This is a genomic window from Psychrobacter coccoides, from assembly GCF_017498085.1.
In the GTDB taxonomy this organism is placed as follows: domain Bacteria; phylum Pseudomonadota; class Gammaproteobacteria; order Pseudomonadales; family Moraxellaceae; genus Psychrobacter; species Psychrobacter coccoides.
In genome coordinates this window covers 44,048-70,532 of the sequence record NZ_JAGBKM010000018.1, presented here as the reverse complement: position 1 = coordinate 70,532, position 26,485 = coordinate 44,048, and the positions used below count along the sequence as shown (strand labels likewise).

The following is a 26,485-nucleotide window of genomic DNA, read 5'->3' as shown; positions in this document are numbered from 1 at the left end:
ACAGAGATGTTAATGGAGCAAAAAACATTCTCGCGGTCGGGCTTGGCCGTCTTTAGTAGGAATCCCCGTTCCTTTAGGTCGGGGAGGAAGTCAATATGATGTGTACAGTATCAAACGTATTATGCCTTATTGTCATCCTCATGATATAAGTCACTGTGCCCGTCCTGCTCTTTTTTAGCGGCTGCTTTAGTGTCGCTTGAGTCCGCTTGAGCCTGTTTGTATATTGACTGCTCATCTAGAGTTTGAGACTCTGAACGCTGCTGATCTGCCTCTTGATAGGCGTCGTTCTGTGTATGACGACTATGGTTATGACTCATGCGTTCACTTAACATAGACTCAGCATCACGCGCACGATGCTTAAGTGCCTGTGCTTGAGGGTTTGACTCATCAAAGTCAGTCTGGGCTTGCGCTTCTTTGGCACTGTCTTGTTCACCGACTAGCGTGACGTCGCCGTCAGTTTCGTAGCCGTGATTTGGATTGGCATCGCCAGTATGATCATTGGTATCCGTTGCAGCCGCTGGTGTATCTTCGTTGGCTGTGAGCGTCTCTTCTTGCGCCTGCTGCTCAGCGGCCAGCTGCTGGTTTCTTCTCTGCTGTGCATCGCTTTTGGTTTGCGCATAATCAGTCAATTGATGCACGGCGTTTTCTAGACTGTGCGGGTTGATACGCTCTTGTGCTTGCAACAGATGCTCATCAAACACGTCAGTTAATAACGAGTCAAAACGCAGTGAGTTGTAATGAATCAGCTGCTCTGCTTCATCCTCGGTGATGTCACCGTTTTGGCTGGCATAAACCACATGATCTTCAAAGGTCAAACCTGCAAAATCCCCATTATGTTCTGCCTTTTTGAAAGACTTCCACAATGGCTCGATGGCAAGTAGCGCTTGATAAGCATTTTCCATACGTCCTGTGGCGTCCTCGGGATCTGTATTGTAGTACACCATAGTTTTGAGATAGTCACGAAATGGGTTGGCCTCAAAATCATCCATGAAGGTATCGCCAAGTTTACGCTTTAAATCGTCACTGACAGGGGTAAAGATGCGGCCGCTTGGGAAGGTCACAAAACCAACAATATTAGCCGCTATGCGATTAGGGAAGTTGGCAAAAAAATCAGCAAATGCTTCTTGAATAGTATATAAGCTATGTTGCAGTGCGACTTTGGCATGTAAACGCTCAGCGTCTGATTTACTGCCATGCTGATAAAACTGCAAAATAGCAGTAGCGATAAACAAATGACTGTGAATGTCAGCGAGGCGACCTGATAACATCTCTTTGCGTTTGAGATCGCCTGCGAGTAAACCAAGCGCCATGTCAGCTGTGAGCGCAAAGCTGGCGCTCAGGCGGTTGATATGCTTATAGTAGGGACGGGTAAAGCCATCAGCATAGCTTGGCGCCTGTCGACTACCACCGATATAACCGGCGACAAAGGCTTTGGCACCACGATTGAAGGTATAGCCTAAATGTTTAAAAAACAGCGTGTCAAACTGTGTCAGCGCCGTTTTTTTATCATCATTTTGCAGCAGTTGTAACTCATCAAACAAATAAGGATGACAGCGCATCGCCCCTTGACCAAAGATCATAAGTGAGCGGGTAAGAATATTGGCCCCTTCAACAGTAATAGAGACAGGAATCGCTTGATAAGGAATGGCTAAAAAGTTACGAGGGCCCATTTGAATGGCACGGCCGCCGACGATATCCATACCATCGTTGACCACTTCACGCATGGTCTCTGTGGCATAGTATTTGGCCATTGCGGTCATCACTGATGGACTGCCGCCTTCATTGAGGCCGCAAGTCACCAGATGGCGAAAAGACTCTAGCATATAAGTATGGCTGGCGATGCGACTGGTGGCATCTTGAACACCTTCAAACTTACCGACTGAGATTTTGAACTGTTCACGCACTTTAGAAAAAGCACCAACCGACAGATAGCTCATTTCACTGGCTGAAGTCGATAAAGCTGGCAGAGAGATACCACGGCCAACAGCCAAGCACTCCATCAGCATTCGCCAACCACGTCCTGCGTTTTCAACACCGCCAATAATATAATCAAGCGGAATAAAGACGTCTGTACCATCGACCGTACCATTCATAAAGGGTGAGCCGCTAGGATAATGCCGCGGACCTACGACCACGCCCTCATGATCAGCAGGGATGAGCGCACAGGTAATGCCATAATCGGTTTTGTCAGGATCACCCAGTAGCCCCTCCGGATCGTGCATCTTAAAAGCAAGGCCGACGACAGTCGCAATCGGCGCAAGGGTAATCCAGCGTTTAGAGAAATTCATATTTAATCCGAGCATATGCTGCCCGTCATGAATGCCATAGCAGACCACGCCAGTATCAGGAATGGCGCCAGCATCAGAGCCTGCTTCAGGACCTGTAAGCCCAAAGCAAGGTATCTGCTCACCGTTTGCCAGACCTGGCAACCAGTATTGTTTTTGCGCCTCTGTACCATAGTGCATCAACAGCTCACCAGGACCAAGCGAATTTGGCACCATACAGCTGACCGCTGCTGTCGGTGAGCGTGAAGCAATCTTACTCATCACTCGACTCTGTGCATAAGCACTGAACTCCAGACCACCATACTGCTTTGGAATGATGAGCCCCAAGAAGCCATTGTCTTTAATAAACTGCCAAACGTGTGGAGGCAGATCTCTATATTCTGCATTGATTTGCCACTCATCGAGCATCGAGCACAGCATCTCAACCTCATGGTCTATGAAGTGCTGTTCTTCTTCAGACAGTTGTGGGTAAGTGTAGTTTTCGAAGGTACGCCAGTTTGGGGCACCCATAAACAGCTCTTTTTCCCACCAGCTGGTACCTGCATCGAGCGCTTCACGTTCGGTATCACTCATACTAGGCATGGCATTACCTAACGCCTTATAGACAGGTTTGGTAATGAGCGTTTGGCGAATAGCGGGGATCAAAAGTATGAGGCTTAAGAGTGCAATGGGTACACCCAGAACCAATGACCACGGATGAATAAAGGCGGTCACCAGCACAGTGATGATAGCGAGAACACTACCGCTCACTCGTGATAAAGACAGTAAAAATATGGCCAAGACGACGGCTAATTGAATGAATACTGCCAAAATAAATAAGCCAATCGTCATGACTGCCTCCTTTTTAAAGAATGAATAAAACAGCTGTGCTATGTCGTGCGTTAAGGCTGACTGGCAAGCTTGCATTATAAGTATAAGATAAGTATCAGTTATTATAAGTATACATTAACGATAATGAGTGCTTATCTAGCGATAAGATAAATAGTCTACTAATATGAAAGGAATCTCACAAACTATCAATAGGAAAAATGCTACGCTATGTCAAAAATATGTACTTATCCGAATAAATACTTGCGTTCTCATATATATAATGTTTTTAATCAAAAGGCGGTAAGCCATTCTCAGCATAAGAAAGCGTATCGTTACGGCCAACGATAATATGGTCAATCAAAGATAAATCCAGCAGATCGCAGGCTTTTTTTAGCTCATAAGTCAGTATATTGTCTGCTGTTGATGGCTTGGCATCGGTATGGGGGTGGTTATGAGCGATAATGAGCTGACTGGCGGCATGACTTAGAGCGTGGCGCAGGACGTGCTTAATACAGACTGAGCAAGAGGAGATACCGCCGGTAAATAATATCTCAAAATCTAGTAATTTTAAGGCGTTATCTAAGCAGAGTAGGGCAAAGACCTCACGATGCTCGCCACGCAGCTGGGTGCTGATATAGTCCTTGACCACTTGTGAGCGGCCAAGCGCTTGTCCCATCTTTAATTGACTGTCGAGATAGCGGGTACCCATCTCAAGTGAGGCCATTATCTGAGCGTACTTAGCAGGGCCGATGCCATGGCAGGCCAACACGACCTCTTGAGGGGCAGCCAATAGCTCTGCTAAGCTGCCGAACTCATCTATTAGGTGCCGGGCAAGTTCAATAGCGGATTGTGACTGGGTGCCTGTCCGTAAGAATATCGCTAAAATCTCTGCATCGGTGAGATGAGCTGCGCCAAACTTTAAGAGCTTTTCACGTGGCCTATCATCTTCATGCCAGTCTTTTATAGCCATTGTGCTTCCTTGAACATAACTTGGTGTTGAATAAAGAGAAGGATTGATGCGATGATAAATAACATCAAGATATAAAATCTTACCCAACTTATCTCATAATTGTTACTATAAGCGCAATTCTAATTTTTAATTTTTTATTGATGTCATGCCTATGTCAAATATTGTGCTCGCTATCACTGGCGGTATTGCCGCTTACAAATCTGCAGTTTTTGCCCGTTTACTCATTAAAGCTGGCTTTGAGGTGCGAGTCATTATGACCGCAGGGGCCCAAGCCTTTATCACGCCTCTAACGCTACAGGCTCTGACGGGTAATGAGGTGCATATCTCATTACTCGATGAGCAAGCGGAAGCAGGTATGGGTCACATTGAGCTTGCCAAGTGGGCAGAGCTGGTGATTATTGCGCCAGCCTCTGCCAATACCTTGGCACGTCTGTCTATGGGGATGGCGGATGATTTGCTGACGACTGTATGTCTGGCAACGACTGCTCCTGTCCTCATCGCTCCAGCGATGAATCAGCAGATGTGGGCGCATCCAGCCGTCAGTCTCAATATACAGACCTTGCGTGATATGAATTATCACATCATTGAGCCTGCTAGCGGCGAGCAGGCGTGCGGTGATGTGGGCGCAGGGCGACTGCCTGAGCCTGAGCAGCTATTAGCTGAGGTGCGTTTGTTTAGTATTCGGCAGACCATTCCACAACATTTAGCAGGCAAAAAAGTCGTTATTACCGCAGGCCCAACTGTTGAAGCAATTGATCCTGTTCGTTACTTGTCCAATCACTCTTCAGGCAAGATGGGATTTGCTTTGGCACAAGCGTGTGTCGAAGCCGGGGCACAAGTGACGTTGGTCGCGGGTGGTAAGGTTGCATTGCCGACACCACTTGGGGTCACACGCATCGATGTACTGTCTGCGGCCGAGATGCTCACCACGGTACAGCAGTGTGTCTCAGGTGAGCACCCTGCTTTATTGGCATTGACTGAGAGGACACAAGACAGTACTCATCAGTCGCTTCACAAACACGAGCACGAGCATGGTGACTGCGACTGCCATGACTCACCTGAACCTATCGAGCAGCAAAGCCTACAAGATAATAGCCTGCAACATGCAGATATCTTTATCGCTACGGCTGCGGTCGCTGACTACCGCACTGAAGAGGCAGCGCCACAAAAAATCAAAAAAACCCAAGACGCAATGACCCTCAACTTAGTTAAAAACCCAGATATTTTAGCGACCATCTCGCATGCGTATCCTGATATGTTCGTGGTCGGTTTTGCGGCAGAAACTCAAGATGTGGAGCATTACGCACGGGGCAAGCTGGCTGCCAAGGATTTGGATTTAATCGCATGTAACGATGTTTCACGGGCAGATATTGGCTTTGCTAGTGACGATAATGCGATGCAGGTGTTTTTTTCTGAGCGTTATAATCATGATAGCATCACGTTAGAGAAGGCCAATAAAGATAAGATCGCCGCGCAGCTGACGAGTATCATCGGCGAGGCGATATGGCAACGCCACAGTGTTTAACAAAGGCGTCTCTTCTGCGAGTGTGTTTATTAGTATATCGATAGTGGCCGTAGGCGTGCAGTTTTGAGTGTTATGTTGGCTGTGGCGGAAGCAGTGAGCAGTGAAAGCCCTCAGACACTGCTGTTGATTGCAGTTTTTGCGATAGCCTCACTGCTTCATGGGATCAGTGGTCTTGGTATCACCTTGGTGACCACGACCGCCTTAGCCAGTGTTTACCCCTTACCGCATGCCATTATCTTAGTTATTTTCCCTTCTTTATTGCTAAATGCAATGACGTGGCTGTCTGGTGGCGGACGCAGTATTTGGCAAAATTTTAGCTACTATGGTCGTCGTTATTGGCTACTGGCGCTCACCAGCTTAATCGGCAGTATCGTGGGCGCTCAGCTGTTATTGTGGGTCAATAGCGCTTATATTTTAGTGGTGTTGGCAGCGGTGATCGGCTTTTATGTGATCAGCGCACTATTAGGTAAGCAAGTTCGACTGCCTGATACCAAACCTGTATTGGTGATTGTGGGATTTAGTGCAGGCGTCATCGGCGGTGCGACCAACGCCATGTCGACCATTCTAATGATGTACTTGCTGTCGGCGAGCGATGATAAAAACACCATCGCTAAAGTCGGCAACATGTGCTATCTACTGGGCAAGGTGGCACAAATTATCGTGCTGCGAGAGCCTATCATGGCACTCAGTCGCAGTGAATGGCAGCTGATCGCTCTGCTTAGTGTGCTGTCTATTATGGTTTTAGCATTAGGTATTCGTTTGCGTCGTTATTTGCCACAAGCCAGATTCCGTCAGCTGATTTTATTAATATTGACTGTACTGGGTCTGCGTGTGGGCTGGCAAGGCGCTATGGCGTTATGGTAATGTCATGACAGACGCTAACGGTTAAATAAGTTTAATAGGATACTGCCGATGATACTGATCACTATCATGGTGACGATCGGAAAATAAATCTGGGTATGACCTGATTTGTATTTGATATCACCTGGCAAGTTACCCAGCCACGCAAAGGCACTAGGAAATACCAGCCAGATAATACCGATGATAACCAGTACCATGCCGATGACAATTAGGATTTTTGCCATATTAGTCTTGTCCCTCTAGCGCATAAGGCCTTACTTTATTAAAATAAATCTCTTGCGCTGCCCGGAAAGTGTTGCAGTGCGCCTCAACCACATCTTCAACATCCTCTGAATAACCGCCACCCATCACAATCGCCACCGGAATATCCGCAGCTTTCGCCGTCTGCATGACATACTCGTCACGAGCTTTACAGCCTGCTTGGGTCAGTCCTAACTTACCCAGCTTATCAGTAGCGAGCACGTCGACCGCCGACTGATAAAAAATCATATCAGGGTTTACTTGGGCGATCAGTAGCGGCAGCGTTTCTTGCAAAACACGCAGATACTCTGCATCACCAGTGCCATTCTCCAACCCAATATCTAGGTCTGAAGGTGGTTTGCGAAATGGATAGTTCTTTGTGCCATGCATACTAAACACAAAAACTCGAGGCTCATTGGCCATAATACTGGCATTGCCGTTACCTTGGTGCACATCTAAGTCAATCACCAAGATTTTTTTGGCCTCATCTCGCATGAGCAGTAGATTGCTGGCGATACAGACATCATTAAACACACAAAACCCTTCACCGTGATCGGCAAACGCATGATGCGTACCGCCAGCGACATTCATCGCCACGCCATACTTTTTGGCATACAAGGCACACTCATAAGTGGCATGAGCAATATAGCGACCACGTTCGACCAAGACTTCGGTCATCTCAAAACCGATTGCTCGAGCTTCTTTTCGGGTGAGGGTTTGGGTTTTTAGCTTATGCCAATATTCCTCAGTATGGGTGGTCAAAATCTCCGCTTCGCTCAAACGCTTGGGCGCAAAGAAGTTGTCGCTAGTGATGGTACCTTCATCAAGCAAACGCTCAGGAATCATGATGTATTTTTGCATGGGAAAGCGATGCTTTTCAGGTACAGCATAGCGAAAAACGTCAGAGTAAGCGATTTTTAGCATAATGTTATATGGTGACTGTTGTGTTGATGAATGTAGAAAGGGTAACGACAGACAAGCATGAGCACGGCTTTATTGTACATACTGTGTGGGCAAAAAAAAGGTTCGAGCATCCTCTTGCTGACGCAGCTCGCTGAGTAAGGTCGCTATGTCTTCGCTAGGGTCTGGTGTATTTATGAGGTCGCTAAAAAGCTCATAGCTTACGGTCGTCATGGCCACCACGCTTTGTAATAAATGCTCGATGATCGTATCGTCCAGACCGACAGCCTCGACATCAATCGCATGCTTATAGCGAACTTCACCATCGCTCATATCCATCTCTAGATTACCGATGAGCATGTCATAGTTGATTTGGGTGATGAGCAACATGGCCGCACCCTGGTGGCTTTCAGGGATCAAAAACGGCAAAATCCCATAAACCGCAAGCAAGTTATTGCCTTCTTGTGCTCGAAACAGATAGCCACAGTCCATTTGTCTGCTACGCATCCGTAGAGACAAGTGATGTGACAGCTGACTGTCAGAATTCCTTGGTGGATAGTAGGTGTAGTGCCACTGCTTACGGTTAAAAAACGCTTTTAGTTGCTCAACGATGGGCGTCTCACTGCTTTTTATAAGATCGGCTTCTTCTTTGGTGGTAGTGGATGCTTCAGGAATGTCATCGCCAGTCAAATTATCGGTTTGTGTCTGTTCATTCTCTAAGCCATGAGTGGCCGAGGCCACATCAGCAGCCTCACTGTTACTCGTCTTTGAGCTTGGGTGCTTATTGGCAGAGTTAGGCTCAGCAGCAGTCAAGAGCTGCTTGATCTTTTGCCATAAGCTGAGTTTGTTGCTGTGACTCATAGGTGTGATACTGGCCATCAATAAAGTGTAAATGTTAAATGTATTTAGCGACCTAAAACACAAAAGGCTATGTTTACCTTACTACTAAAGCTCCTGTAATCCTAGCCCCTCTTTGATGTCTGGTTGCGCATAAAATGCAGACAACATCTCCTTGATATGTGTCGTGAACCAGTCACTTTCAAGAGCGTCATTAAGCATCGGTATCATAGTAGTACTAAGTGCCATCGAGGCAGACGGGCCTAAGTTTAAGCTGGCAGCCAACTCAGCGATAGAGTCAAATTGATGGTTGCTATACCAAGTGTCTACCACCGCTGCAACCAGGCTGTGCAAGTAAGGGGAGAGGCGCAAGCGATTATAGCTTTGCTGTAAACTGGCCTCGAGATGGTCGATACTACTGTGCTCAGGCGTCTCACGTAGATACTCTTGTAACCGACTGACGGGCTGATCTTTTATACGTGCCCAACCTGTTACCAGTAGACGAGTGACTTCCTCATTTGATAAGTGCGCTTGGGCGTTGGCTTCTGCCCGCTGTGCCAAATCTTTAATATTGCGATGCAAGTAGGTTTGTAGTTTTTCGTCGAGATTCCTATTGGTCGCTTTTTCAAAGGAGCTGCGTCCCATTTTCATCAGTTTGCCGACGCCGCCAGCCCTGTCTAAAGTGGTTTCCATAAAGTCATTGATGGCGTGGTACAGTGTTTGTGTGAGTAGATCAGCAAAGGTCTCATTACCGATAAACGTGCTAATGAGTATATTGCGCTGCTGCTCATAGTTGCCAATATAGGTGGCGAGGGTCACAATTTGGGTCTCATCAACCAAGTCAGATAAGGGGACGTTGTCATTGGCCGGATGATAGATCAGGGTGCGCATGATGTCACGGACATCGCTACGCATGATATCGCTCATCGGTTGAGTGAGTATCCCATCATTGATTAAGCGTGTTAAGTCATCAGCGTTTAAGTATTTATTCAATGATTGAGCGCCAAGCCATTGCCAAGCCTCAGTCGCTAGCGGCTCTGCCTGCTGTTGTAGCCAGTGCTTTATAAAAGCAGTCTGGGCCTCAATCAAGCTATTGATGGTTATATTGACACCCTCTTGATGACTGGTGGTGCTCGCTGCAGGAGTCATTGATATAGGATCATGCTTTTTAGTTTGTATCGGTTTTGAGGTCATAGTAATCGACAATTTGTTATACTGTGGGGTTGTGTTTGGTGTGGTGTATTATGCCACGAACGCCACACCAGTTTATGAGGAATATTGCATTCCTATATTAGGGCATGTCCTCAATTCAATCGAAGGATACTAAATGGGCTAAAAATGGCTAAATCTTGCCAAACAGCGTTAAATAGCTAGGTAATATCCCGATATTATCTGCGCTATTTTCCTTGTTTGACGGCAATTTATCTCATTTTTATCTCCATTTTTAAAATGAGGACAAGCCCTAGGGCATGTTTGATGATTCATGGTTCTATCATGACACTGGCAGAGACAATTTTTAGACGATCTGAAGACAGCAGTAATATAGTCAGACCAATATAAAAAACATACGGCGAGGCTAGGATGAGTTTTTTGCAGCATCAGGCATCGCACGCCAGAAAGGTTTGTAACAGTCTAGCGCAATTATGCAGTGTATCTATTTTATTAAGTATCGACTGTCAGTTGGGTCGTTTAACATATAATAAGAGGTTTTGATGACAGTATCTACCACCATGTCCGGTATGACACCTAAATCAGGTGATATCTCTGTGCCATTGCTCAAGCTTGATGAGCTAACGATTCAGCGTGGTGAGATACCTTTGTGCGCCGGTGTCTCGCTGAATTTATCAGCAGGTAGTATTTGTCATCTTGTCGGTGCAAATGGGACAGGTAAAACCACATTGCTTATGCAGCTAGCAGGTTTGTTACCTGTATTGACAGGGCATGTTTTTTATAAAGGTCATGAGCGGTTGCCGCTGCAGCCGTTGTATGTCTCTCATCAATTGGGCATCAATCCCAGCTTAACAGTAGCGCAAAACCTAAGCTTTTTGCTGAATCTATATGGTATCGTGCCACGTGCTACTGATATCGATGAGGCGTTGGCATGGGTCGGGCTGCAGGGGTTTGAAACGCTTAGCTCAAACCATCTGTCTGCCGGACAGACACGCCGCATTACGTTGGCACGTTTGTATCTTTTGACGCCACAAGTGACGCCATTGTGGCTGCTTGACGAGCCTTTTACTGCTCTTGATGTCGATATGGTGGCACGCATGGAAGATAGGTTGCAAGCGTTTGCTGCTGCTGGCGGTGCGGTACTTATGACCAGCCATCAGCCGGTAGCGGTTGCCAGTCAGGTGCTCGATTTGTCAGACTATATGGTATAAGGGATACAAAATGAGCAAAAACAATGTGCAACCCATCATCACCAGTCCCGAATCCTCCAAAGATATGATGCCGCCTAGCGCTGCTGCCATGCGTGGCATTAGTTTTGGTCAGTTGTGGCGGCGTGAGTGGCAGGTCAAGCAGCAAGGGGCAGTGCAGTGGTTATATCCATTGGTGCTGTTTTTGATGATAATTACCTTGTTTCCATTAGCAGTAGGTAGCGAGCCGCAGCTGCTACAACGTCTGGCTGTCTCTGCTGTGTGGATTGCCGCATTATTATCCTTGGTAATGGGTGTTGATGGGTTGTTCAAACCTGCACTGGACAATGGGACCTTGGCGCAGCTAGTGGTCGCAAAGGCCTCATTGCCGCTTTGGGTGTTGATACGCCTGATCATTCATTGGCTATTTAGCAGTGGTATTGTTGCCGTGCTTAGTCTACTTGCTGTGCCATTGTTTCAGCTTAGCTGGTTTGACGCTGGTATTTTGATGGTCTCTATCATGGCAGGTAGTCCGATGCTACTTATGTTGTCAGCGATTGCCAGTAGTTTGACCTTGTCTCTCAAAAACGGCGCAGTATTGGTGCCCTTGATTGCTTTGCCGATGCAGTTACCGGTGTTGATTTTTGCGACAGGGGCTGTTGACTTGTTTGCCACTGGTCTAAATGGGCTGCCTATTTTGGCCCTGTTACTGGCCGGTAGTATCATGTCGGTGCTGATCATGCCGTGGGTGATTGCTCAGACCCTAAAGATGGCGTGGTTGAATTAAGGCTTGTTTGGTAATTAGAAACAGCCTTTAGGTTTTAAATCAACAGCATGGTTAAAACTGGCAACTTTGCTATAATAGTGGTTTATAGATTCTATCCCGTATTTAACGTCAGCATATTTATAGACAGTGGCTTGTAGCCTATAGCCTGATCAGTACTATGGTACTGGCTGAGCTGGGTATATCTGTCATAAATAATATGCTGTGACATAGGTTGACTCCATGCCCAATATGAAAAATGTCTCATCCCCTAGTGTGTGGCAGCGCATTTGGCAAGTGTTCTTGACCACGGTGGGTACCAAGCAGTTTTTTCGCATTTTTGCGCCTTGGGTGAAGTGGCTTGCGATATTAGCCAGTATATGTCTTGCGATTGGTAGCGTATGGGGCTTGGCGTTTGCGCCACCCGACTACTTGCAGGGCAATAGCTATCGTATTATCTTTATCCATGTGCCAGCGGCCAGTTTGGCTATTTCTATATACTTTGCCTTGGCTGTACTCGGGGTTATCTTCTTGGTTTGGAAGATCAAGACGGCAAGTCTGGTGGCGCAAGCCATCGCCCCGTTAGGATTTTTACTGTGTGTGATCAGTTTATTGACAGGCTCGATTTGGGCCAAGCCTACATGGGGGACTTACTGGGTATGGGACGCACGCCTGACCTCGATGCTGATTTTGGCGTTTTTGTATGCCGGTGTTATGGCGCTGTTTGCCGCCTTTGAACATACGGCCAATCGGGGTAAGGCGGCCGCTATCTTATCGGTAGTAGGGGCTGTCAATCTACCCATTATCAAGTACTCGGTCGAGTGGTGGAATACCTTGCATCAAGGGGCTACTTTTACCCTGACTGCCGCTCCAAAGATGTCAGCGGATATGTGGATGCCACTGCTGCTGATGACCATAGGCAGTTATTTGTTGGTTGGGACATTAGCGATTTATCGTACCAACACGCTTATTTTATACCGTGATCAAGGTAAAGCTTGGGTTAAAGAGTTTGTCCGTGAAAAAACCAAATAATACCTAATAATACCTAGGAGAAGGTTGTGCAGCCTTATTTTTATAGCTTTTCAGAGTTTATCGCTATGGGAAAACATGGCGTATTTGTCTGGTCGTGCTGGGGCATCGCGGTCGCTTTGATACTGGTTTTTATTTTTTATAGCCGTCGTCAAAGGCAGGCTTTGATTCGTCAGTTGGCCATACAACAAGCAAGGCAGGCCCAGCGTACTTCTCATGCGTCCAAATCGAAAGATAAGCCTCAAACCTTATAAAAAGACTTTAATATCAACCAATAAGCAGTGTTGATGTCGAAAAAAAATGCTATCATATCATTCATATCAATGGGATTTGATGGCGATGCTATTAGGTCCCTTTTTTTATCATCTTTTATTGGTCTATTAATCACTCGTGAATGAGGTGGTGACATGAATGCAGTTCGTCGCAAAAAACTAATGTGGGTTATGTTTACGCTTGCAGGCGCTGCGATAGCCGTGGTGTTGGTTATTTATGCTATTGGGCAGCAGACCGATTATTATTTTGACGCTACAGCCATTGCTCAAGGTGAAGCACCGCAAGACAAACGCATTCGTGCTGGCGGCATGGTAGTAGCAGGCAGCGTACAGCGCTCGCCTAGCGACCCTTTAAGTGTTGAATTTGCGATCACTGATTTTGCTTCGACAGTACCTGTGACTTATCAAGGAATTTTGCCTGACTTGTTCGCTGAAAACTCAGGTGTGGTAGCGACAGGTAAGATGCAAGGTGAGACCTTTGTCGCAGGTGAGGTACTGGCCAAACACGATGAAAACTATATGCCACCAGAGGTTGCCAAGTCGCTAAAAGAGCACAATCGTAGCGGTGCTATCCCCGCATCAGAGCAGTATAATCCTGCTGAACCGATACGTGAGACGCAAACGTTACAGCAATAATCATAAGCTATCGAACAGCCTAATACGCTTACCAATAAAGTAAAGCACCTCATTACTAAGTAGCAAAAAGCCACTGATAATCAGTGGCTTTTGTGGTTTATTCTGAGCAGTAATGACGGCATTTAGAAATGTTTATTACCGTCGGTACCATTGTTTAATGCGCCACAGACCCTAATCGTCCCATACTGGCGTGTAGTCAGGATGCTCAATCTTGCGACCATCACTACGAGCCAAGCTGCCAATCTTTTCTAACTCCTCGGCACTCAGCTCAATATTTATAGCGTCTAAATTGCCCTGCAAGTGATCAGGGTTAGAAGTCTTTGGAATAGCAAGGCGCTCTTTGTCTGACAATATCCAAGCCAGTGATACCTGTGCAGGCGTTACGCCATGCTTATCAGCGATTTCTTTGATGGTTTCGTTATCAAACACATCACCACGTGCCAGTGGTGAATACGCCTCTAACAAAATATGATGATTATGCAAAAACGTCTGTAAGGTATTTTGTTTAATAAAGGGGTGAAACTCAACTTGGTTGACCACGATCGGCACGTCAGCGTGTTTTTTGGCTTCCATAAGATTGGCGATATTAAAGTTAGAAACACCGATATGACGGGTTAATCCTTGTTTTTGTAGGTCACATAATGCCGGCATGGTCTCAGATAATGGCACACGGTCATCTGGCCAGTGCAGTAGTAATAGATCAACATAGTCAGTGTCTAGGTTTTCTAATGAACGCTTGGCGGCTGCTTGTAGTTTCTCTGGTTCAAACTTCATATCATCAGGGAAAATCTTAGTGGTCAAAAAGAACTTATCACGTGAGACACCTGATTGCTTGATACCTTGTCCAACCTCCTTTTCATTGTCGTAAGCTTGTGCCGTATCAATATGTTCATAACCCATTTGTAGCGCTTGACTGACGATATCGATACAGTCTTGTCCTTTTGATTGCCATGTGCCCAGGCCTAATACCGGGATATTGGCAAGTCCTGCGGTGCGGATATTATAGTTTTTGGCGTGCATATTATTATCCTTATGTCATTTTTAAAGTGCATTGGCTATAGAGTGTTTTGATTTTAGAGAGCGCTTATTGCTCTAGGTCACTTAATCACTATAAAAAAAATCAGTATTAAGAGAAATGGTTAGTGACGGTTTTCTACAAAGCATACACAGGCTGTAACGTCAGTGGCTATTTTTTTGCTAAAGACTGTTTTGACAGTTTGCTTGTCTTTTTATGCTGCAAATAACGATCAAATAACTTGCCATCAAACAAATATTTACTTCAACACACAATTCCTTACTAATATCATGGATATACTGAGGTAGTATTAAAGGCTAAGCCATAGCTGATCCGTCATAAAAGGTGTATCTCACACCCTCTATCCATAATAGCTAGCTAGGTTCAAGACAAACAATATTAAATAACTGCTAAGTTAAAAGCGCTCCGAGTTAAAAAAGCGCTCAATTAAAACCCCCTTACATAGATCTCAAAACTTAAAAAAATGATTACCTTTTCATTTTTAGGAGAGGATGTGTCTAGTCTTTCAAATAGTAATCAGGCAACCAACAGTCTGTCAGGCAACGGTACTGGACAAAGCCCCATCTCATGGTTCATCTTTGGACTTATGGCCAGTGTGACTTTCGTTGGTATTTTATCCGAGCTGATGCCATCAGGAATCTTGCCGCAGATGACAGCTGGTCTTGGTGTTGAACAGACCCAAGTGGGGTTTTTAGTCGGTATTTATGCCTTAGCGTCGGCGATTTTTGCGATTCCCTTAATCAGTATGACGTTATGGATCAATCGAAAAATTCTATTATTGGCTTTGTTGACTGGCTTTGCTGTCTCTAACATCGTCGTCGGTATGACCTCATCGTATTATCTTATCGTCGCTATGCGTATTCTTGGCGGTATCTGTGCCGGTATTATGTGGCCGATGATTGCCGCTTATGGTACGGCACTCGTACCTGAAAACATGCATGGTAGAGCCATTACTATCATCATGGCAGGCAATACGTTTGGCGTCAGTCTTGGTTTGCCGGTGATGACGTTTATCGGTACGCAGGTGGGTTGGCGTATGTCATTTATCGTTCTTGGGTTATTAGGGGCTGCAATTGCTTTGTTGGCAATAAAGTTTTTACCTTCTGTCGAGGGCGAAAAACTGACCCAAAGCAATTCACCCATAGCAGTCCTTAAGATACCTGGGGTTTGGATTGTGTTGGCCTTGACGTTTTTGGCGGTCGTGGCGCATTACAGCACTTATACTTATATTACGCTATTGGTTGAAACACTAGAGTTCGTCGGTGGTATCAGTTTGGCGCTGCTGATTTTTGGTATCGGGTCAGTTATCTCAGTCATTCTATCAGCTCGGGTTATTGACACTCATTTGCGCGGTCTTATCGTCAGTATGCTGGCGTGTGGTCTGATAGCGATGGGACTGTTTGTGTTCTTTAGAGGGACTAATGGTGTGGCGCATATTGCCTTTTTATTATGGGGTCTTGCGTTTGGTCCGTTAGTGACGATGTTTCAAACGGCTGTCAGCCATCAAGTCGATGAAGCCAAGGCAGTGGCGACCTCAGTCCAGTCCAGTGTCTTTAATTTCTCAATCATGATTGCTACTTGGATTGCTGGATTGATTTTGGTACATATGCCAGAGACAGGCGTGCTTGGCATTGTCTATCTGTCTATCCTATGTTTTATTCCTGCCGTCATCATTACTTTTATATCCAAAAAGACTCTAGATGCCCCTACCGCATAACAGATTTTGCTAAATAAGCCTTATAAAAACAGGAGTTTATAATGATTAAATTTACCAATGCCAATATCTATCGCAATAGTGATGCCAGTGAAATCTTGGTCAAAAATGGGATCATCGAGCAGATAGGTCATAACTTGCCAGCCGCTGATGAAGAGATTGATCTCAAAGGTCGCTTGATCGTACCGCCTTATGTTGACTCACATTTACATCTTGACTATGTCTATACTGGCGGTGGTGATGATGCCAAAAACGCCTCGGGTACGCTGTTTGAAGGTATCGCTCGCTGGCATGATGTCAAAAAAAACCAAACCTTCGAAGATGCCAAGCAGCGAATGTTAAAAGGTATCCAAGAAGAGGTGTCCAAAGGCGTACAGTATATCCGTACGCACATTGACGTTTGTGATCCTGATCTAACGGGACTCAAAGCTATGCTGGAGCTGCGTGAAGCGCTCAAAGACAATGTCACCATTCAGATTGTCGCTTTTCCACAAGAAGGTATGTATGCCTATAAAGGTGCTGATGAGCTGATGGAAGAGGCGCTAAAAATGGGTGCAGACTGTGTGGGCGGCATTCCACACTTTGAGTGGGCATATGAGTTTGGTCAAGACTCGGTACGCAAAACGGTTGAGCTGGCGATGAAGTATGACAAGCTTATCGACGTCCACTGTGATGAAACTGATGATCCGATGAGTCGCCATGTGCAGCTGTTGAATGCTTTAGTAATGATCGAAGGCATCGGCGAGCGCACAGCAGCGAGTCATACTTGCTCGTTTGGTTCAGCAGATGATGCTTATGCGTTTCGCATGATGGGCTTGTTTGAGCAGTCGGGCATGAACTTTATCGCACTACCCACCGAAAACGCCTATCTACAAGGTCGTCAAGACACCTATCCTAAACGCCGTGGTCTGACACGAGTAAAAGAGTTTTGGGAAAGTGGTATCAACGTCAGTTTCGGTCAAGACTCTATCAATGATCCTTGGTACCCAGCAGGTAATGGTAATTTGATGAATATTCTCGACAATGGTATTCATCTGGCACAAACCATGTCGCTACCGCAGCTGGATGTCTGTCTCGACCTCATTACCTTTAATGGCGCTAAAACGCTCAATATTGCAGACGATTATGGTATTGAGGTAGGACGTGCAGCAAATTTCTTGGTACTGGACGCTGATACTCCGTTTGAGGCAGTGCGCCAACGTGCAGATGTACTGGCCTCTATCCGTAATGGTCAGCATCTGTTTAAAAAGCCTGAGCCAAGCTATGAGATTGAATTGGATGTATTTAGAAAAACAAAATAAATGAATATAAGGCCTGTTGAATAGGCCTTAGGGTGTGTCACCCATTGGCACATATACATACTTTAAGCCTCATCATCTAAATGATGGCATGCCCTAATAAATAAAACCCGTAAAAAAACGCCCTATACCAGTCGGTAACGGGCGTTTTTTATTGCTGAATCGCTGAGAGAAAACCGAGCTGATTATTCAGCAGCGACCGTCGCCTCAGCGCTGGCAGTGCCATCCGTCGCTGTTACTGTATCTGCTTGACCAGCAGTATTCCAGATTTTTGGATATTTATAACCTGGGAAAGTCTCATGAGCGTACTTTTTGAAGTCGTCAGAGTTATAGGCTTCTGTAACATCTTCTACCCATTTTTTACCATTATCTGCCGCTTTAATCGCTGACCAGTTGACATAAGCAAAGCTTGGCTCTTGAAACAGCGCATCAGTGAGCTCAATGCCAGCATCGGTTGCATAGTTGCCATTGATTACAGCAAAATCAACTTCATCACGGGCACGGGGTAGCTGTGCTGCTTCTAGCTCAACGATTTTGATGTCATACTTGCTATTGTCAGCGATATCTGTTTTTGATGCGGTTAATGGGTCGATATCCTCTTTTAGCGTCAGCCAACCCAAATCATCCATCATCACCAAGGCACGAGCGAAGTTACTGGGGTCGTTTGGCGCTGATACGCTCATACCTTTGTAGGCTTCATCAAGTGTGGTTTTTTTGCCCGTATAGATACCAAGCGGGGCCGTGGGTACTTGGAATACTTCGACCAAATCAAGATCGTTTTCTGTCTTAAACGTATCTAAGTACGGCTTATGCTGAAAGATATTGATGTCTAAATCACCATCAGCCAACGCCAAGTTAGGACGTACATAATCTGTAAAGGTCACCAGCTCAACTTCATAGCCTTGAGCTTCTAGAGAGCCTTTTACTTGGTTGCGCACCATATCTGCAAAGTCGCCTTCTGTGGTGCCGATGACGATTTTGCTATGCTCAGGATCGATATCATTAGCAGCTGTCTCGGAGGTTGCGCCTTCAGTAACCGGCTCTTTAGTGGCTTCTGGTGCAGATGAGTTATTACAGCCAACCAAAACCAAGCTTGATACACCCACAGCGGCAAAAGCGGTTGCCAACTGACGGCTGATATCTGTTAATTTCATAGCGTTCCCTTACAAATGAAAGTAGTAAAAATTATGCATTTAACGAACCCTAAGCACAGGCGTTAAAAAAGCAACATTAAATAGAGTAATGTTGCTGCATAGAAAATTGCGTGAATGATACAAAGTTATATGGTTTTTGTGACAAAATCAAGCAGTTTAGTTATGAATAAAAAGCATTAAACCTTGAAAAATATTCATATTTAGTGCCAGTCAATTAACGTTTGTCTAGACGACTTGCCAACCAGTTACCAAAGGCCTGAATCGAGATAACCATGATAGACAGCATGATAACGATAAATACCATGACTTCGGTTTGATAGCGATAATAACCGTAGCGAATGGCCAAGTCACCAAGGCCACCACCACCAATCATACCGGCAGCTGCTGAATAAGAAAGCAGGCTAATACAAAGGATGGTCACTGACAATACCAAACCTGAACGTGCTTCGTTGAGCAATACCTTGATAATCGTAAAAGGCTTAGCCCCCATAGATTCAGTAGCCTCTATAATACCACGTGGCACTTCTCGTAGGTTTTGTTCAACCAAACGTGCAAAATAAAACGAACCGGCAATCGCCAATACCAGTGATGCAGCGATTGGGCCAATTCCGGTACCGACAATCGCCTTGGTAAAAGGGCTCATGGCAATCATCAGAATGACAAACGGGAAGGCGCGCATAAAGTTGGTAATACCGCCCAAAATGGCGTATAGCCCTTTGTTTTGTAAAAACTGCCGATCACTGGACAAAAATAAGAACACGCCAAAGAGACCGCCAATAGTGACAGCGGCAGTGGTGGAAATACCGAGCATGACAAAGGTATCTACCGAAGCTTGCCAAATCTCTTTACGCAGTGCGATCAGCTTATCGATTGAGGCGGATAATTCAGCACCAGTCAACATATCTATTTCTCCTGACTTGTTAGTCCTCGACGATTAAGCCTTGGCCAATCGGGGTGGTGGCCTGAATCAGACCGTCTCGAACATCAGCGACCTCTAATAGTTGACCCTGATGTAACAGTGCTGCTCGATCACACAGCCTACGTATGACGCTCATCTCATGGGTAACAATCACTATGGTCACACCAAGCTGCTCATTGATATCACGCAGGCAGGTGAGCAGACTGCGGGTGGTCGCTGGGTCAAGAGCACTGGTCGGCTCGTCAGCCAACAATACTTTTGGACTTGGAGCGATTGCTCGAGCTATGCCGACTCGCTGCTTTTGCCCACCTGATAGCTGTGCTGGATAATGACTGGCACGATCTGTCAAATCAACGATCTCAAGGCATTCCATCACCCGCTTATGAATATCACGACTAGGGTAGCCGGCCACAGTCAAATTAAATGCCACATTGTCAAAGACGGTGCGGTTAGACATCAAGTTGAACTGCTGAAAAATCATACCGATATTATGGCGAGCGACACGTAACTCACTGGCTGACAAGCTGGTCAAATCCACGCCATCGATGATGACTTGGCCACTATCTGGACGCTCAAGTAGATTAATCAGACGCAGTAGGGTAGATTTCCCCGCACCTGAATAGCCCATGAGGCCGAAAATTTCACCTTGCTTTACAGATATTGATGTCGGCTCAACAGCTGTAAACCAATGAGGCTTACCGTTTTTATCTTTTATAGATCGGTCGCTCAAAAAGCGTTTGGTCACATCATTTAGGACGATCATGTCACTCATGGAATGCTCGAAATTTAATAGATTTATACTGAACCCAAAACTATGGTTGGCAGTAACAAACTCGCTTGGTCTACTAGGCGCAGCACTGATTTTGGGTTGGTATGAGTTAGATGGGACTGCTGATAGCTAAACCTTAAGGTGACAGCGTCAATATTGAGGTTTGCTATCATTAACTATGTAATAAGGGGCGATAATATAGCACATTATACAGGGGTTTGGATATGCACATCCGTGACCCACTTATGACAATATTGCCATAAGACAGACTATAGGTCGAAGTGAGACCTATAGTTGATGATATTTGCGAGTGATAAGTAGTTAATCATGCTCGTCTGGCGAGTGATAATGTGGATCATGCTTGACGGGTAGGATGACCAAAAACCGAGTATGACCATTAATCGTATCATTAATAATGTGGCCTTGATGGGCACTAACGATTTGTGAGACCAAAGATAGACCAAGGCCAGACCCTTTGTTTTTTTGCTGTAAGCGTACAAAGGGACTGAAGATCTCCTCACGTTTATCCTCTGGTATACCTGCACCTTCATCTATCACAGCGAGCACAGCATACTTTGGTAATGGGCGTGCTGGTTCAGGCTTGGTTTTCTTTAAATGCTTTAAAAACAAGCTTTCTTTACGAGGCTCGTTGTTTGCGTCGTTATCGTTGAGACCGTCGGGCTTATCTGCACCATCCGCCTTGGCGTTATTTTGGACGCTTTGGACGGTTGTAGTGTTAGTGAGAAGGCTGATACTTGTATCATCAGGGGCAGGGCTAAATATGGCTTTATCAAGCGCCATGACCTCCGTCGGCACACCGTGTGATGCAGCAGAAAAGCGGGGTTCTTTTACAGCTGCGGTAGTATCAGCGTCACCCTCATCATTGCGAGTGCTGGTGTCAAAGGTAGCGCCAGAGGCGGAGTCTACTGTCTTTGGGCTGGCAAGCTGATCGGGGCCTTTCTCGTCATCACTCGGGGGCGTCAGCGTCTCGCCATTTCGGTAGATGACGGGCGCTGATAAAGCGTCTTGAGCGTCTAAGTGCTCACCTAAAGCCAGCGGGTCAGACTTTGACTTGGTTACGTTATCAGCAGTATCAGAGTCATCATTCAGCAATGCCAAGCTTGTATCAAGCAGCGTGTCTTCATCGGCATCAGTTAAGCAGTTATAGTCTGCAAAACTGCTGTCTACTATTGATTGCAGTAGATAGTCAGGTATGGTGTCTGCATCCGCTCTATCCTGTACGCCATAAAGCAAGACAGTCACGGGTGGCACCCCATGCAGCATGGCGTTATTTAGTAAATTGCGAATCAAGTGAGTCAGCATGGCTGGTTGACCATCAATCACAATATGCTCACCAATCAAGGTGGCTTCAGAGTAATGTTGACGCTCTTGATTGATCAGGTCATAAAAGTCTACCCGCTCAATTTGCTGCATAGCATGACCAGCATCCAAGCGACTGACCAACAAGATGCTCTCTACCAAATCATTTAAGCCAGAGAGGTCACGATTAATAGCTTGTGCCCGTTTATCAAACTTTTCTTTAATATCATTGGGCATACTCCTTGCCAGCATATCCATCATCTCAATCTGTAATCGAATGCGAGTGATGGGGGTACGTAGCTCATGTGAGGCGTGAGCCAGTAGTAGACTATTGGCATTGACAAGGTGTTCGATCTTTTGTGCTGCTTGGTTAAACCCCCGTGCCAGCGAAGCGATTTCATCATTACCACGGCTGTTGACACGCACCGTAAAATCACCATCACCCAATTGAGCCATCTGCTGACTCATCTGATTGATACGCCAAGTCATGGTGCGGGCGATTAACCATAAAACGCCTGCCATAATCAGCAGCAGCAGCAGTGTGCCAGTAAATAAATTTAAAGCGGCAGATAAGGCAGGTTTCTTGGGAGTTAAGCGCGACTCATACAACAAAGTGTACCCTGTGCTGCTATATACTTGCGCTTGCTGGGTAGCTGGTGTGTCTGAAAAAGAAGGAAAAACACGAGTCAGTAACGAGGGCGTATCAGGCAGCTCTAGTGGTAGATCACTATTGTCTGTCTGCATGAGCAAGTGTCCAGTATTATCATACAAGCCCATCTTAGCCTGTAATGACTCATCAAAAATATCAAAGCTCTTTTTGACCACAGCGAGCATAAAGCGTGCTTGTAGTCGATTGTCTTTACTAACAGCAACGTTTAGCTCTTGTAAAAAAGGATCTATTTGCCCTAATATTTGCGTGGCAACCACCTCGGAGCGAATGCCTGCGTCTTTGTCATGAACCAACTGCGTCAATAGCACCATCGCTATGGCAAATAAGATAAGTGCCAGCATGACACTGGCAAATAACTTAGCGAAAACAGAGCGAAAACCCAGTTGTTGCATGCATTGATCTCTAATGGTAGATACTCAAAGTCGACGACGAGCTGGCCGTCGTTAATAAAGACAGTACTTTATAGTATAAAGCACTTGGAATCTTATAAATATCTTAGCGGCTAAGCAAGCGTTGTTTGACGCAATCAGACTTGATCAGTGGCAAACTGATAGCCAACGCCGCGTACTGTGATGATACGTTTCGGTTGACGAGGGTTATCTTCGATCAGTGCCCGCAGACGTGAGATATGTACATCAATGGCTCGATCGATATTATCAGAGCTGTCATCATTTGGCATGGCCTGCCATAGCTGCTCACGGTTGAGTACTTTACCTGCATGGGTAGCGAAATAATGCAGCAATTGGAACTGGTGAGTGGTCAAGCGCACAGGTTGCTCATCAATGGTCACTTCATGGCTGTCAGGGAACACGCTGAGACGCCCAAATGTCAAGCTATCAGACTGGCTGTCAGCTTGATTTGGTTGTTCATGGCGGCGAATCACGGCCCGAATACGAGCCAAAAGCTCACGAGGCTCAAATGGCTTGGCGATGTAATCGTCAGCACCCATCTCTAATCCTAAGACCCGATCAGTAGTATCTCCTTTAGCTGTCAGCATAATGATGGGCACTTTATTGGTCATATTGCTCTTATTACCACGAATCTTTTGACAGACTTGCATACCATCCATATCAGGTAGCATCAAGTCTAAGACGACCAAGTCGATATCACGTTCTTTGGCATCCAAAATATCAAGGCCTTCTTGTCCAAGCCCGGCATGATGCACGTCATAGTAGTTCATGGTCAAATAGTCGCTGATAAGCTCTGCTAAGTCAGGGTCGTCTTCAATCAATAGGATTTGCTTACTCATAAAATGTCCTCTAGTCATGGTTATAGTGATTGTTATTAATATGATTTACAGTTATAGGGTTAATTAATTATAGGGTCAATATGTCTATTTTGCCTAATATTGACGTTACCAAACAAGACAGCCTTTGTTAATGTTTCTACAGAATGTAACAATCCATGTTTCGACCCATCTCTCAATATCCATCTTTTAATGCCCATCTTTTAATATAGGCATTAGGGTCCGTGGATAACTGGTCTAGCCAATGATCAATTCAGTCTACCGACCGACAGTAGCTTGATAGTGCGATTGCCACAATTTAATGGCTTTATTAAGAAACCACTACTTTTTTGCCAACAGCGTCAATCGGCAAGTCAGCCAAACAAATCAAACTGTCATTGCTGATGCCAGCAATAAGATACTTGCCAGTGCTGGGATCATATTCAATGACCTCAACGGATTGCCGAGTTAGGCGTTGGTTTTGTTCTATGATCCAGACATGAGCGGTTAGCGGTGTCAATGGTTGATAAGGTGGGCTCTGCAGAGAGGAGAGGTCCACATCATGAAGCGCCTGTTTAGGGACGATATTGCCGACAGCGATTTGACCATAATCAACGCGGCCTGTCACGGGCATACCAGGCTTTAGGTTACTGCGGCTGGCCTCGTTTTTTACCACACTGACGTAGACTTTTAGATCATCTGATTGCGCATCTTTGCTGAGTTTGCTGATTTGTCCGGTAAAAGTCTTTGCCAGCTCTTTCGTTAAGAAGTTGACGGTCTGACCTACTGACAGCTGAGACTCTGCTCGACTAGGTACAGTGGCGATAAAGCGTAAGTTGTCATCATTGCTTAATAGTAATAATGGCTTGCCAGCAGCCACCTGTTGCAGAGCGTCGACATACAGGGCGTCTATACGTCCTGAAAAGCTGGCATAGACCACAATGGGAGGCTCACCATCGACAGTGGGCTCAGTATGATCGACAATCGCATCCGTGTCACTAGATTCAGCCGATGTCTTGATCAGCGAGCTATTTTCAATGTCATTGTTATCCTTTGAGGCGTTAGTGGTTGTCTCGTTTCGTCTGCCTTCAGTGTTTGTCGTATTAGTATCGCTTGCGCTGTCTTCTTTATCGTCATTGACTTGTTTAGATGCAGCTTCATTTGTTTGGCGCACCGATAGCCGCTCAGAATTATCATCATTAACCTCTAAAGGCGCTGCTGTATTTGCACTGCTTTGTTGTTTTAAGATAACCAAAGGTGCGCCTTTTTCTACCCACTGGCCTTTTTTAACCAGAACTTTTTGGACTATGACATTACGAGTAGTAACAAAGCGTGACTGCTTGTCAGGGGTGATGGTACCTTGTAATCCAAGACTGGGCTGATAGCGAGACGGTTTTGTACTGAGTATATAGTCTGATGTCATACTCACCGTGTCAGCACTGATAGATAGGGGTGAGCTTGCCTGATCGCTCTCTTCAGGGGGTAATTGGGTATCAGTAGAGGAAGGTGGCTGACAAGCACTTATAGACAACACTGTCATGACAACAGCGCTGTATTTAAACCATGTAGAAGGTTTTAGTTTTTTCATCATCGACCACCACTATAAACGTTATTTTATTATATAGACAATAGCCATAAGGTTCGATAACTATGAACATTATCTTACGCTAATACTTAATAACCAGTAAAGTGGGGTGCTGATAAATAGTGCTTATGACAGTTTTTAACACAGACTTAATTGGCATGAATAATGCATGCAGTCATTATAATGAGTTTTGTTTGGTTAAGCTGCAGGCTAGGATTGACATACGCTTTCATTAAAGTTTGTGGTTAGATAAAGAGTTGGGTTATAAAAACACTTCCCTACAATATTTGAAATAAAGAGCTGAGATGGTCATCATGGCTATCTTAAGATTAATTAGGCGTTCATAGGACAATGATAATGGAAAATAACTTTGAAGGGTTGAAGGTTATGGTGATTGATGACTCAAAGACCATTCGCCGTACTGCTGAGACTTTATTACAAAAAGTGGGCTGTGAAGTCGTTACCGCTATTGATGGTTTTGATGCATTAGCAAAAATCGTTGATAACAATCCAGATATTATCTTCGTTGACATTATGATGCCACGCCTTGATGGCTATCAGACTTGCGCTTTGATCAAAAACAATCCTGATTATGCCGAAAAGCCCGTCATTATGTTGTCTTCAAAAGATGGACTGTTTGATAAGGCTCGTGGCCGTATTGTCGGTTCTGACGAATATTTAACCAAACCTTTTAGTAAAAATGAGCTGTTTGACGCAATTGAGCAGTATCGCTAGTCATTGCCAATTTTTGTCACTTTGGTTGATGTTATTTAGCACTAAGCACTGACACAGATGAATAGTGACAACGATAGTACTGTTGCGCACTGATTATATATAAATCGTAAAAAAGCAATCATTTGCCTTTAGTAACAGCCACTGTATTTAACAGTTACTGTCTGCAACAACAAAAAATATCCTAGTGGATGTCAAAATATAAAGGAAACACCATGAAGACTGTACTAGTCATTGACGACTCACCATCAGAGATGGCGAAATTCCGTGACATGCTTGCCAGAAACGACTTTCAGGTATTAGAAGCGGCTAACGGTGAGCACGGCTGCAAGATGGCAGAAGAGCACTTACCCGACGTCATTTTAATGGATGTGGTCATGCCAGAAATGAACGGTTTCCAAGCGACCCGTAAGATCACCCGTGGTAAAACCACCGCCCATATCCCAGTGATTATGATTAGCACCAAAAATCAAGAAACTGATCGAGTGTGGGGTAAACGCCAAGGGGCAAAAGAATATCTTACCAAGCCAGTTAACGAATCTGAGCTGATGCATGTTATCCAATCGGTAACGGAGTAA

Annotated in this window: 23 protein-coding genes and 2 pseudogenes; 12 read left to right on the top strand and 13 right to left on the bottom strand. The window is 45.3% G+C overall.

Features of this window, described 5'->3' with window-relative positions:
* Positions 1-119: 119 nt before the first annotated feature.
* Complete coding sequence (locus tag J3492_RS10110) at positions 120-3,116, bottom strand: acyl-CoA dehydrogenase (protein ID WP_207991927.1); 2,997 nt, start codon at positions 3,114-3,116, stop codon at positions 120-122.
* Positions 3,117-3,381: 265 nt separating this feature from the next.
* Entirely contained in the window at positions 3,382-4,065 is a 684-nt protein-coding gene (gene radC / locus J3492_RS10105) for a RadC family protein (protein ID WP_207991926.1), read from the bottom strand.
* Positions 4,066-4,216: 151 nt separating this feature from the next.
* Here radC and coaBC point away from each other — a divergent pair.
* The 3 genes and pseudogenes from coaBC to J3492_RS10095 form a co-directional block, all read left to right on the top strand.
* A pseudogene (gene coaBC / locus J3492_RS13510) lies at positions 4,217-4,990 on the top strand (bifunctional phosphopantothenoylcysteine decarboxylase/phosphopantothenate--cysteine ligase CoaBC); the annotation flags it as partial.
* Between the two features lie 138 nt (positions 4,991-5,128).
* Positions 5,129-5,590 (top strand): annotated as a pseudogene (locus J3492_RS13505) (phosphopantothenoylcysteine decarboxylase domain-containing protein); the annotation flags it as partial.
* A 72-nt stretch (positions 5,591-5,662) separates the two neighbouring features.
* Complete coding sequence (locus tag J3492_RS10095; protein ID WP_207991932.1) at positions 5,663-6,454, top strand: sulfite exporter TauE/SafE family protein; 792 nt, start codon at positions 5,663-5,665, stop codon at positions 6,452-6,454.
* A gap of 14 nt (positions 6,455-6,468) precedes the next feature.
* Here J3492_RS10095 and J3492_RS10090 read toward each other — a convergent pair whose 3' ends face one another.
* From J3492_RS10090 to J3492_RS10075, 4 genes are all read right to left on the bottom strand, one after another.
* A complete protein-coding gene (locus J3492_RS10090) occupies positions 6,469-6,675 on the bottom strand; it encodes a DUF2905 domain-containing protein (protein ID WP_207991924.1) in 207 nt (68 codons plus the stop codon).
* 1 nt (position 6,676) lies between these two features.
* Positions 6,677-7,615 carry a histone deacetylase family protein gene (locus J3492_RS10085; RefSeq protein WP_207991923.1) on the bottom strand — a complete coding sequence of 313 codons (939 nt, stop codon included), beginning with the start codon at positions 7,613-7,615 and terminating at the stop codon, positions 6,677-6,679.
* A gap of 69 nt (positions 7,616-7,684) precedes the next feature.
* The gene (locus tag J3492_RS10080; protein ID WP_207991922.1) at positions 7,685-8,452 is read right to left on the bottom strand and encodes a YbjN domain-containing protein; all 768 of its coding nucleotides are present in this window, start codon (positions 8,450-8,452) and stop codon (positions 7,685-7,687) included.
* A gap of 84 nt (positions 8,453-8,536) precedes the next feature.
* Positions 8,537-9,577, bottom strand: a complete 1,041-nt coding sequence (locus J3492_RS10075) for a hypothetical protein (protein ID WP_207991921.1) — start codon at positions 9,575-9,577, stop codon at positions 8,537-8,539.
* A 563-nt stretch (positions 9,578-10,140) separates the two neighbouring features.
* On the opposite strand from J3492_RS10075, the gene ccmA reads away from it, so the two are divergent.
* The 5 genes from ccmA (at position 10,141) to ccmE (ending at position 13,485) form a co-directional block, all read left to right on the top strand.
* Positions 10,141-10,809 (top strand): heme ABC exporter ATP-binding protein CcmA, encoded by a 669-nt coding sequence (ccmA, locus tag J3492_RS10070; protein WP_243453213.1) that lies wholly within the window; start codon positions 10,141-10,143, stop codon positions 10,807-10,809.
* Between the two features lie 88 nt (positions 10,810-10,897).
* Positions 10,898-11,572: a heme exporter protein CcmB gene (locus tag J3492_RS10065; RefSeq protein WP_243453218.1), complete on the top strand. Its 675-nt coding sequence runs from the start codon at positions 10,898-10,900 to the stop codon at positions 11,570-11,572.
* Between the two features lie 219 nt (positions 11,573-11,791).
* Positions 11,792-12,580: a heme ABC transporter permease CcmC gene (ccmC, locus tag J3492_RS10060; RefSeq protein WP_207991920.1), complete on the top strand. Its 789-nt coding sequence runs from the start codon at positions 11,792-11,794 to the stop codon at positions 12,578-12,580.
* 26 nt (positions 12,581-12,606) lie between these two features.
* Complete coding sequence (gene ccmD, locus J3492_RS10055) at positions 12,607-12,831, top strand: heme exporter protein CcmD (protein ID WP_207991919.1); 225 nt, start codon at positions 12,607-12,609, stop codon at positions 12,829-12,831.
* A gap of 153 nt (positions 12,832-12,984) precedes the next feature.
* Complete coding sequence (ccmE, locus tag J3492_RS10050; protein ID WP_207991918.1) at positions 12,985-13,485, top strand: cytochrome c maturation protein CcmE; 501 nt, start codon at positions 12,985-12,987, stop codon at positions 13,483-13,485.
* A gap of 171 nt (positions 13,486-13,656) precedes the next feature.
* Here the strand turns inward: ccmE and J3492_RS10045 are convergent, their stop codons facing one another.
* Positions 13,657-14,505, bottom strand: coding sequence for an aldo/keto reductase (locus J3492_RS10045; protein WP_207991917.1), 849 nt, complete (start codon positions 14,503-14,505; stop codon positions 13,657-13,659).
* Positions 14,506-15,014: 509 nt separating this feature from the next.
* On the opposite strand from J3492_RS10045, the gene J3492_RS10040 reads away from it, so the two are divergent.
* The gene (locus J3492_RS10040) at positions 15,015-16,238 is read left to right on the top strand and encodes an MFS transporter (protein ID WP_341534118.1); all 1,224 of its coding nucleotides are present in this window, start codon (positions 15,015-15,017) and stop codon (positions 16,236-16,238) included.
* Between the two features lie 41 nt (positions 16,239-16,279).
* Complete coding sequence (locus J3492_RS10035) at positions 16,280-17,536, top strand: amidohydrolase family protein (protein ID WP_207991915.1); 1,257 nt, start codon at positions 16,280-16,282, stop codon at positions 17,534-17,536.
* A gap of 182 nt (positions 17,537-17,718) precedes the next feature.
* On the opposite strand, the gene J3492_RS10030 is transcribed toward J3492_RS10035, so the two are convergent.
* From J3492_RS10030 to J3492_RS10005, 6 genes are all read right to left on the bottom strand, one after another.
* Positions 17,719-18,687, bottom strand: coding sequence for a MetQ/NlpA family ABC transporter substrate-binding protein (locus J3492_RS10030; protein WP_207991914.1), 969 nt, complete (start codon positions 18,685-18,687; stop codon positions 17,719-17,721).
* Between the two features lie 214 nt (positions 18,688-18,901).
* Positions 18,902-19,588, bottom strand: a complete 687-nt coding sequence (locus J3492_RS10025) for a methionine ABC transporter permease (RefSeq protein ID WP_424108398.1) — start codon at positions 19,586-19,588, stop codon at positions 18,902-18,904.
* A gap of 19 nt (positions 19,589-19,607) precedes the next feature.
* A complete protein-coding gene (locus J3492_RS10020) occupies positions 19,608-20,378 on the bottom strand; it encodes a methionine ABC transporter ATP-binding protein (RefSeq protein WP_207991913.1) in 771 nt (256 codons plus the stop codon).
* A 318-nt stretch (positions 20,379-20,696) separates the two neighbouring features.
* A complete protein-coding gene (locus J3492_RS10015) occupies positions 20,697-22,757 on the bottom strand; it encodes a HAMP domain-containing sensor histidine kinase (protein ID WP_207991912.1) in 2,061 nt (686 codons plus the stop codon).
* Between the two features lie 134 nt (positions 22,758-22,891).
* Entirely contained in the window at positions 22,892-23,614 is a 723-nt protein-coding gene (locus J3492_RS10010; protein WP_207991911.1) for a response regulator transcription factor, read from the bottom strand.
* 307 nt (positions 23,615-23,921) lie between these two features.
* Entirely contained in the window at positions 23,922-25,178 is a 1,257-nt protein-coding gene (locus tag J3492_RS10005) for an efflux RND transporter periplasmic adaptor subunit (protein ID WP_207991910.1), read from the bottom strand.
* Between the two features lie 354 nt (positions 25,179-25,532).
* On the opposite strand from J3492_RS10005, the gene pilG reads away from it, so the two are divergent.
* Both pilG and J3492_RS09995 read left to right on the top strand, forming a co-directional pair.
* On the top strand, positions 25,533-25,910 hold the full coding sequence (pilG, locus tag J3492_RS10000) for a twitching motility response regulator PilG (RefSeq protein ID WP_207991909.1): 378 nt from the start codon (positions 25,533-25,535) through the stop codon (positions 25,908-25,910).
* Positions 25,911-26,122: 212 nt separating this feature from the next.
* The gene (locus J3492_RS09995; protein WP_207991908.1) at positions 26,123-26,485 is read left to right on the top strand and encodes a response regulator; all 363 of its coding nucleotides are present in this window, start codon (positions 26,123-26,125) and stop codon (positions 26,483-26,485) included.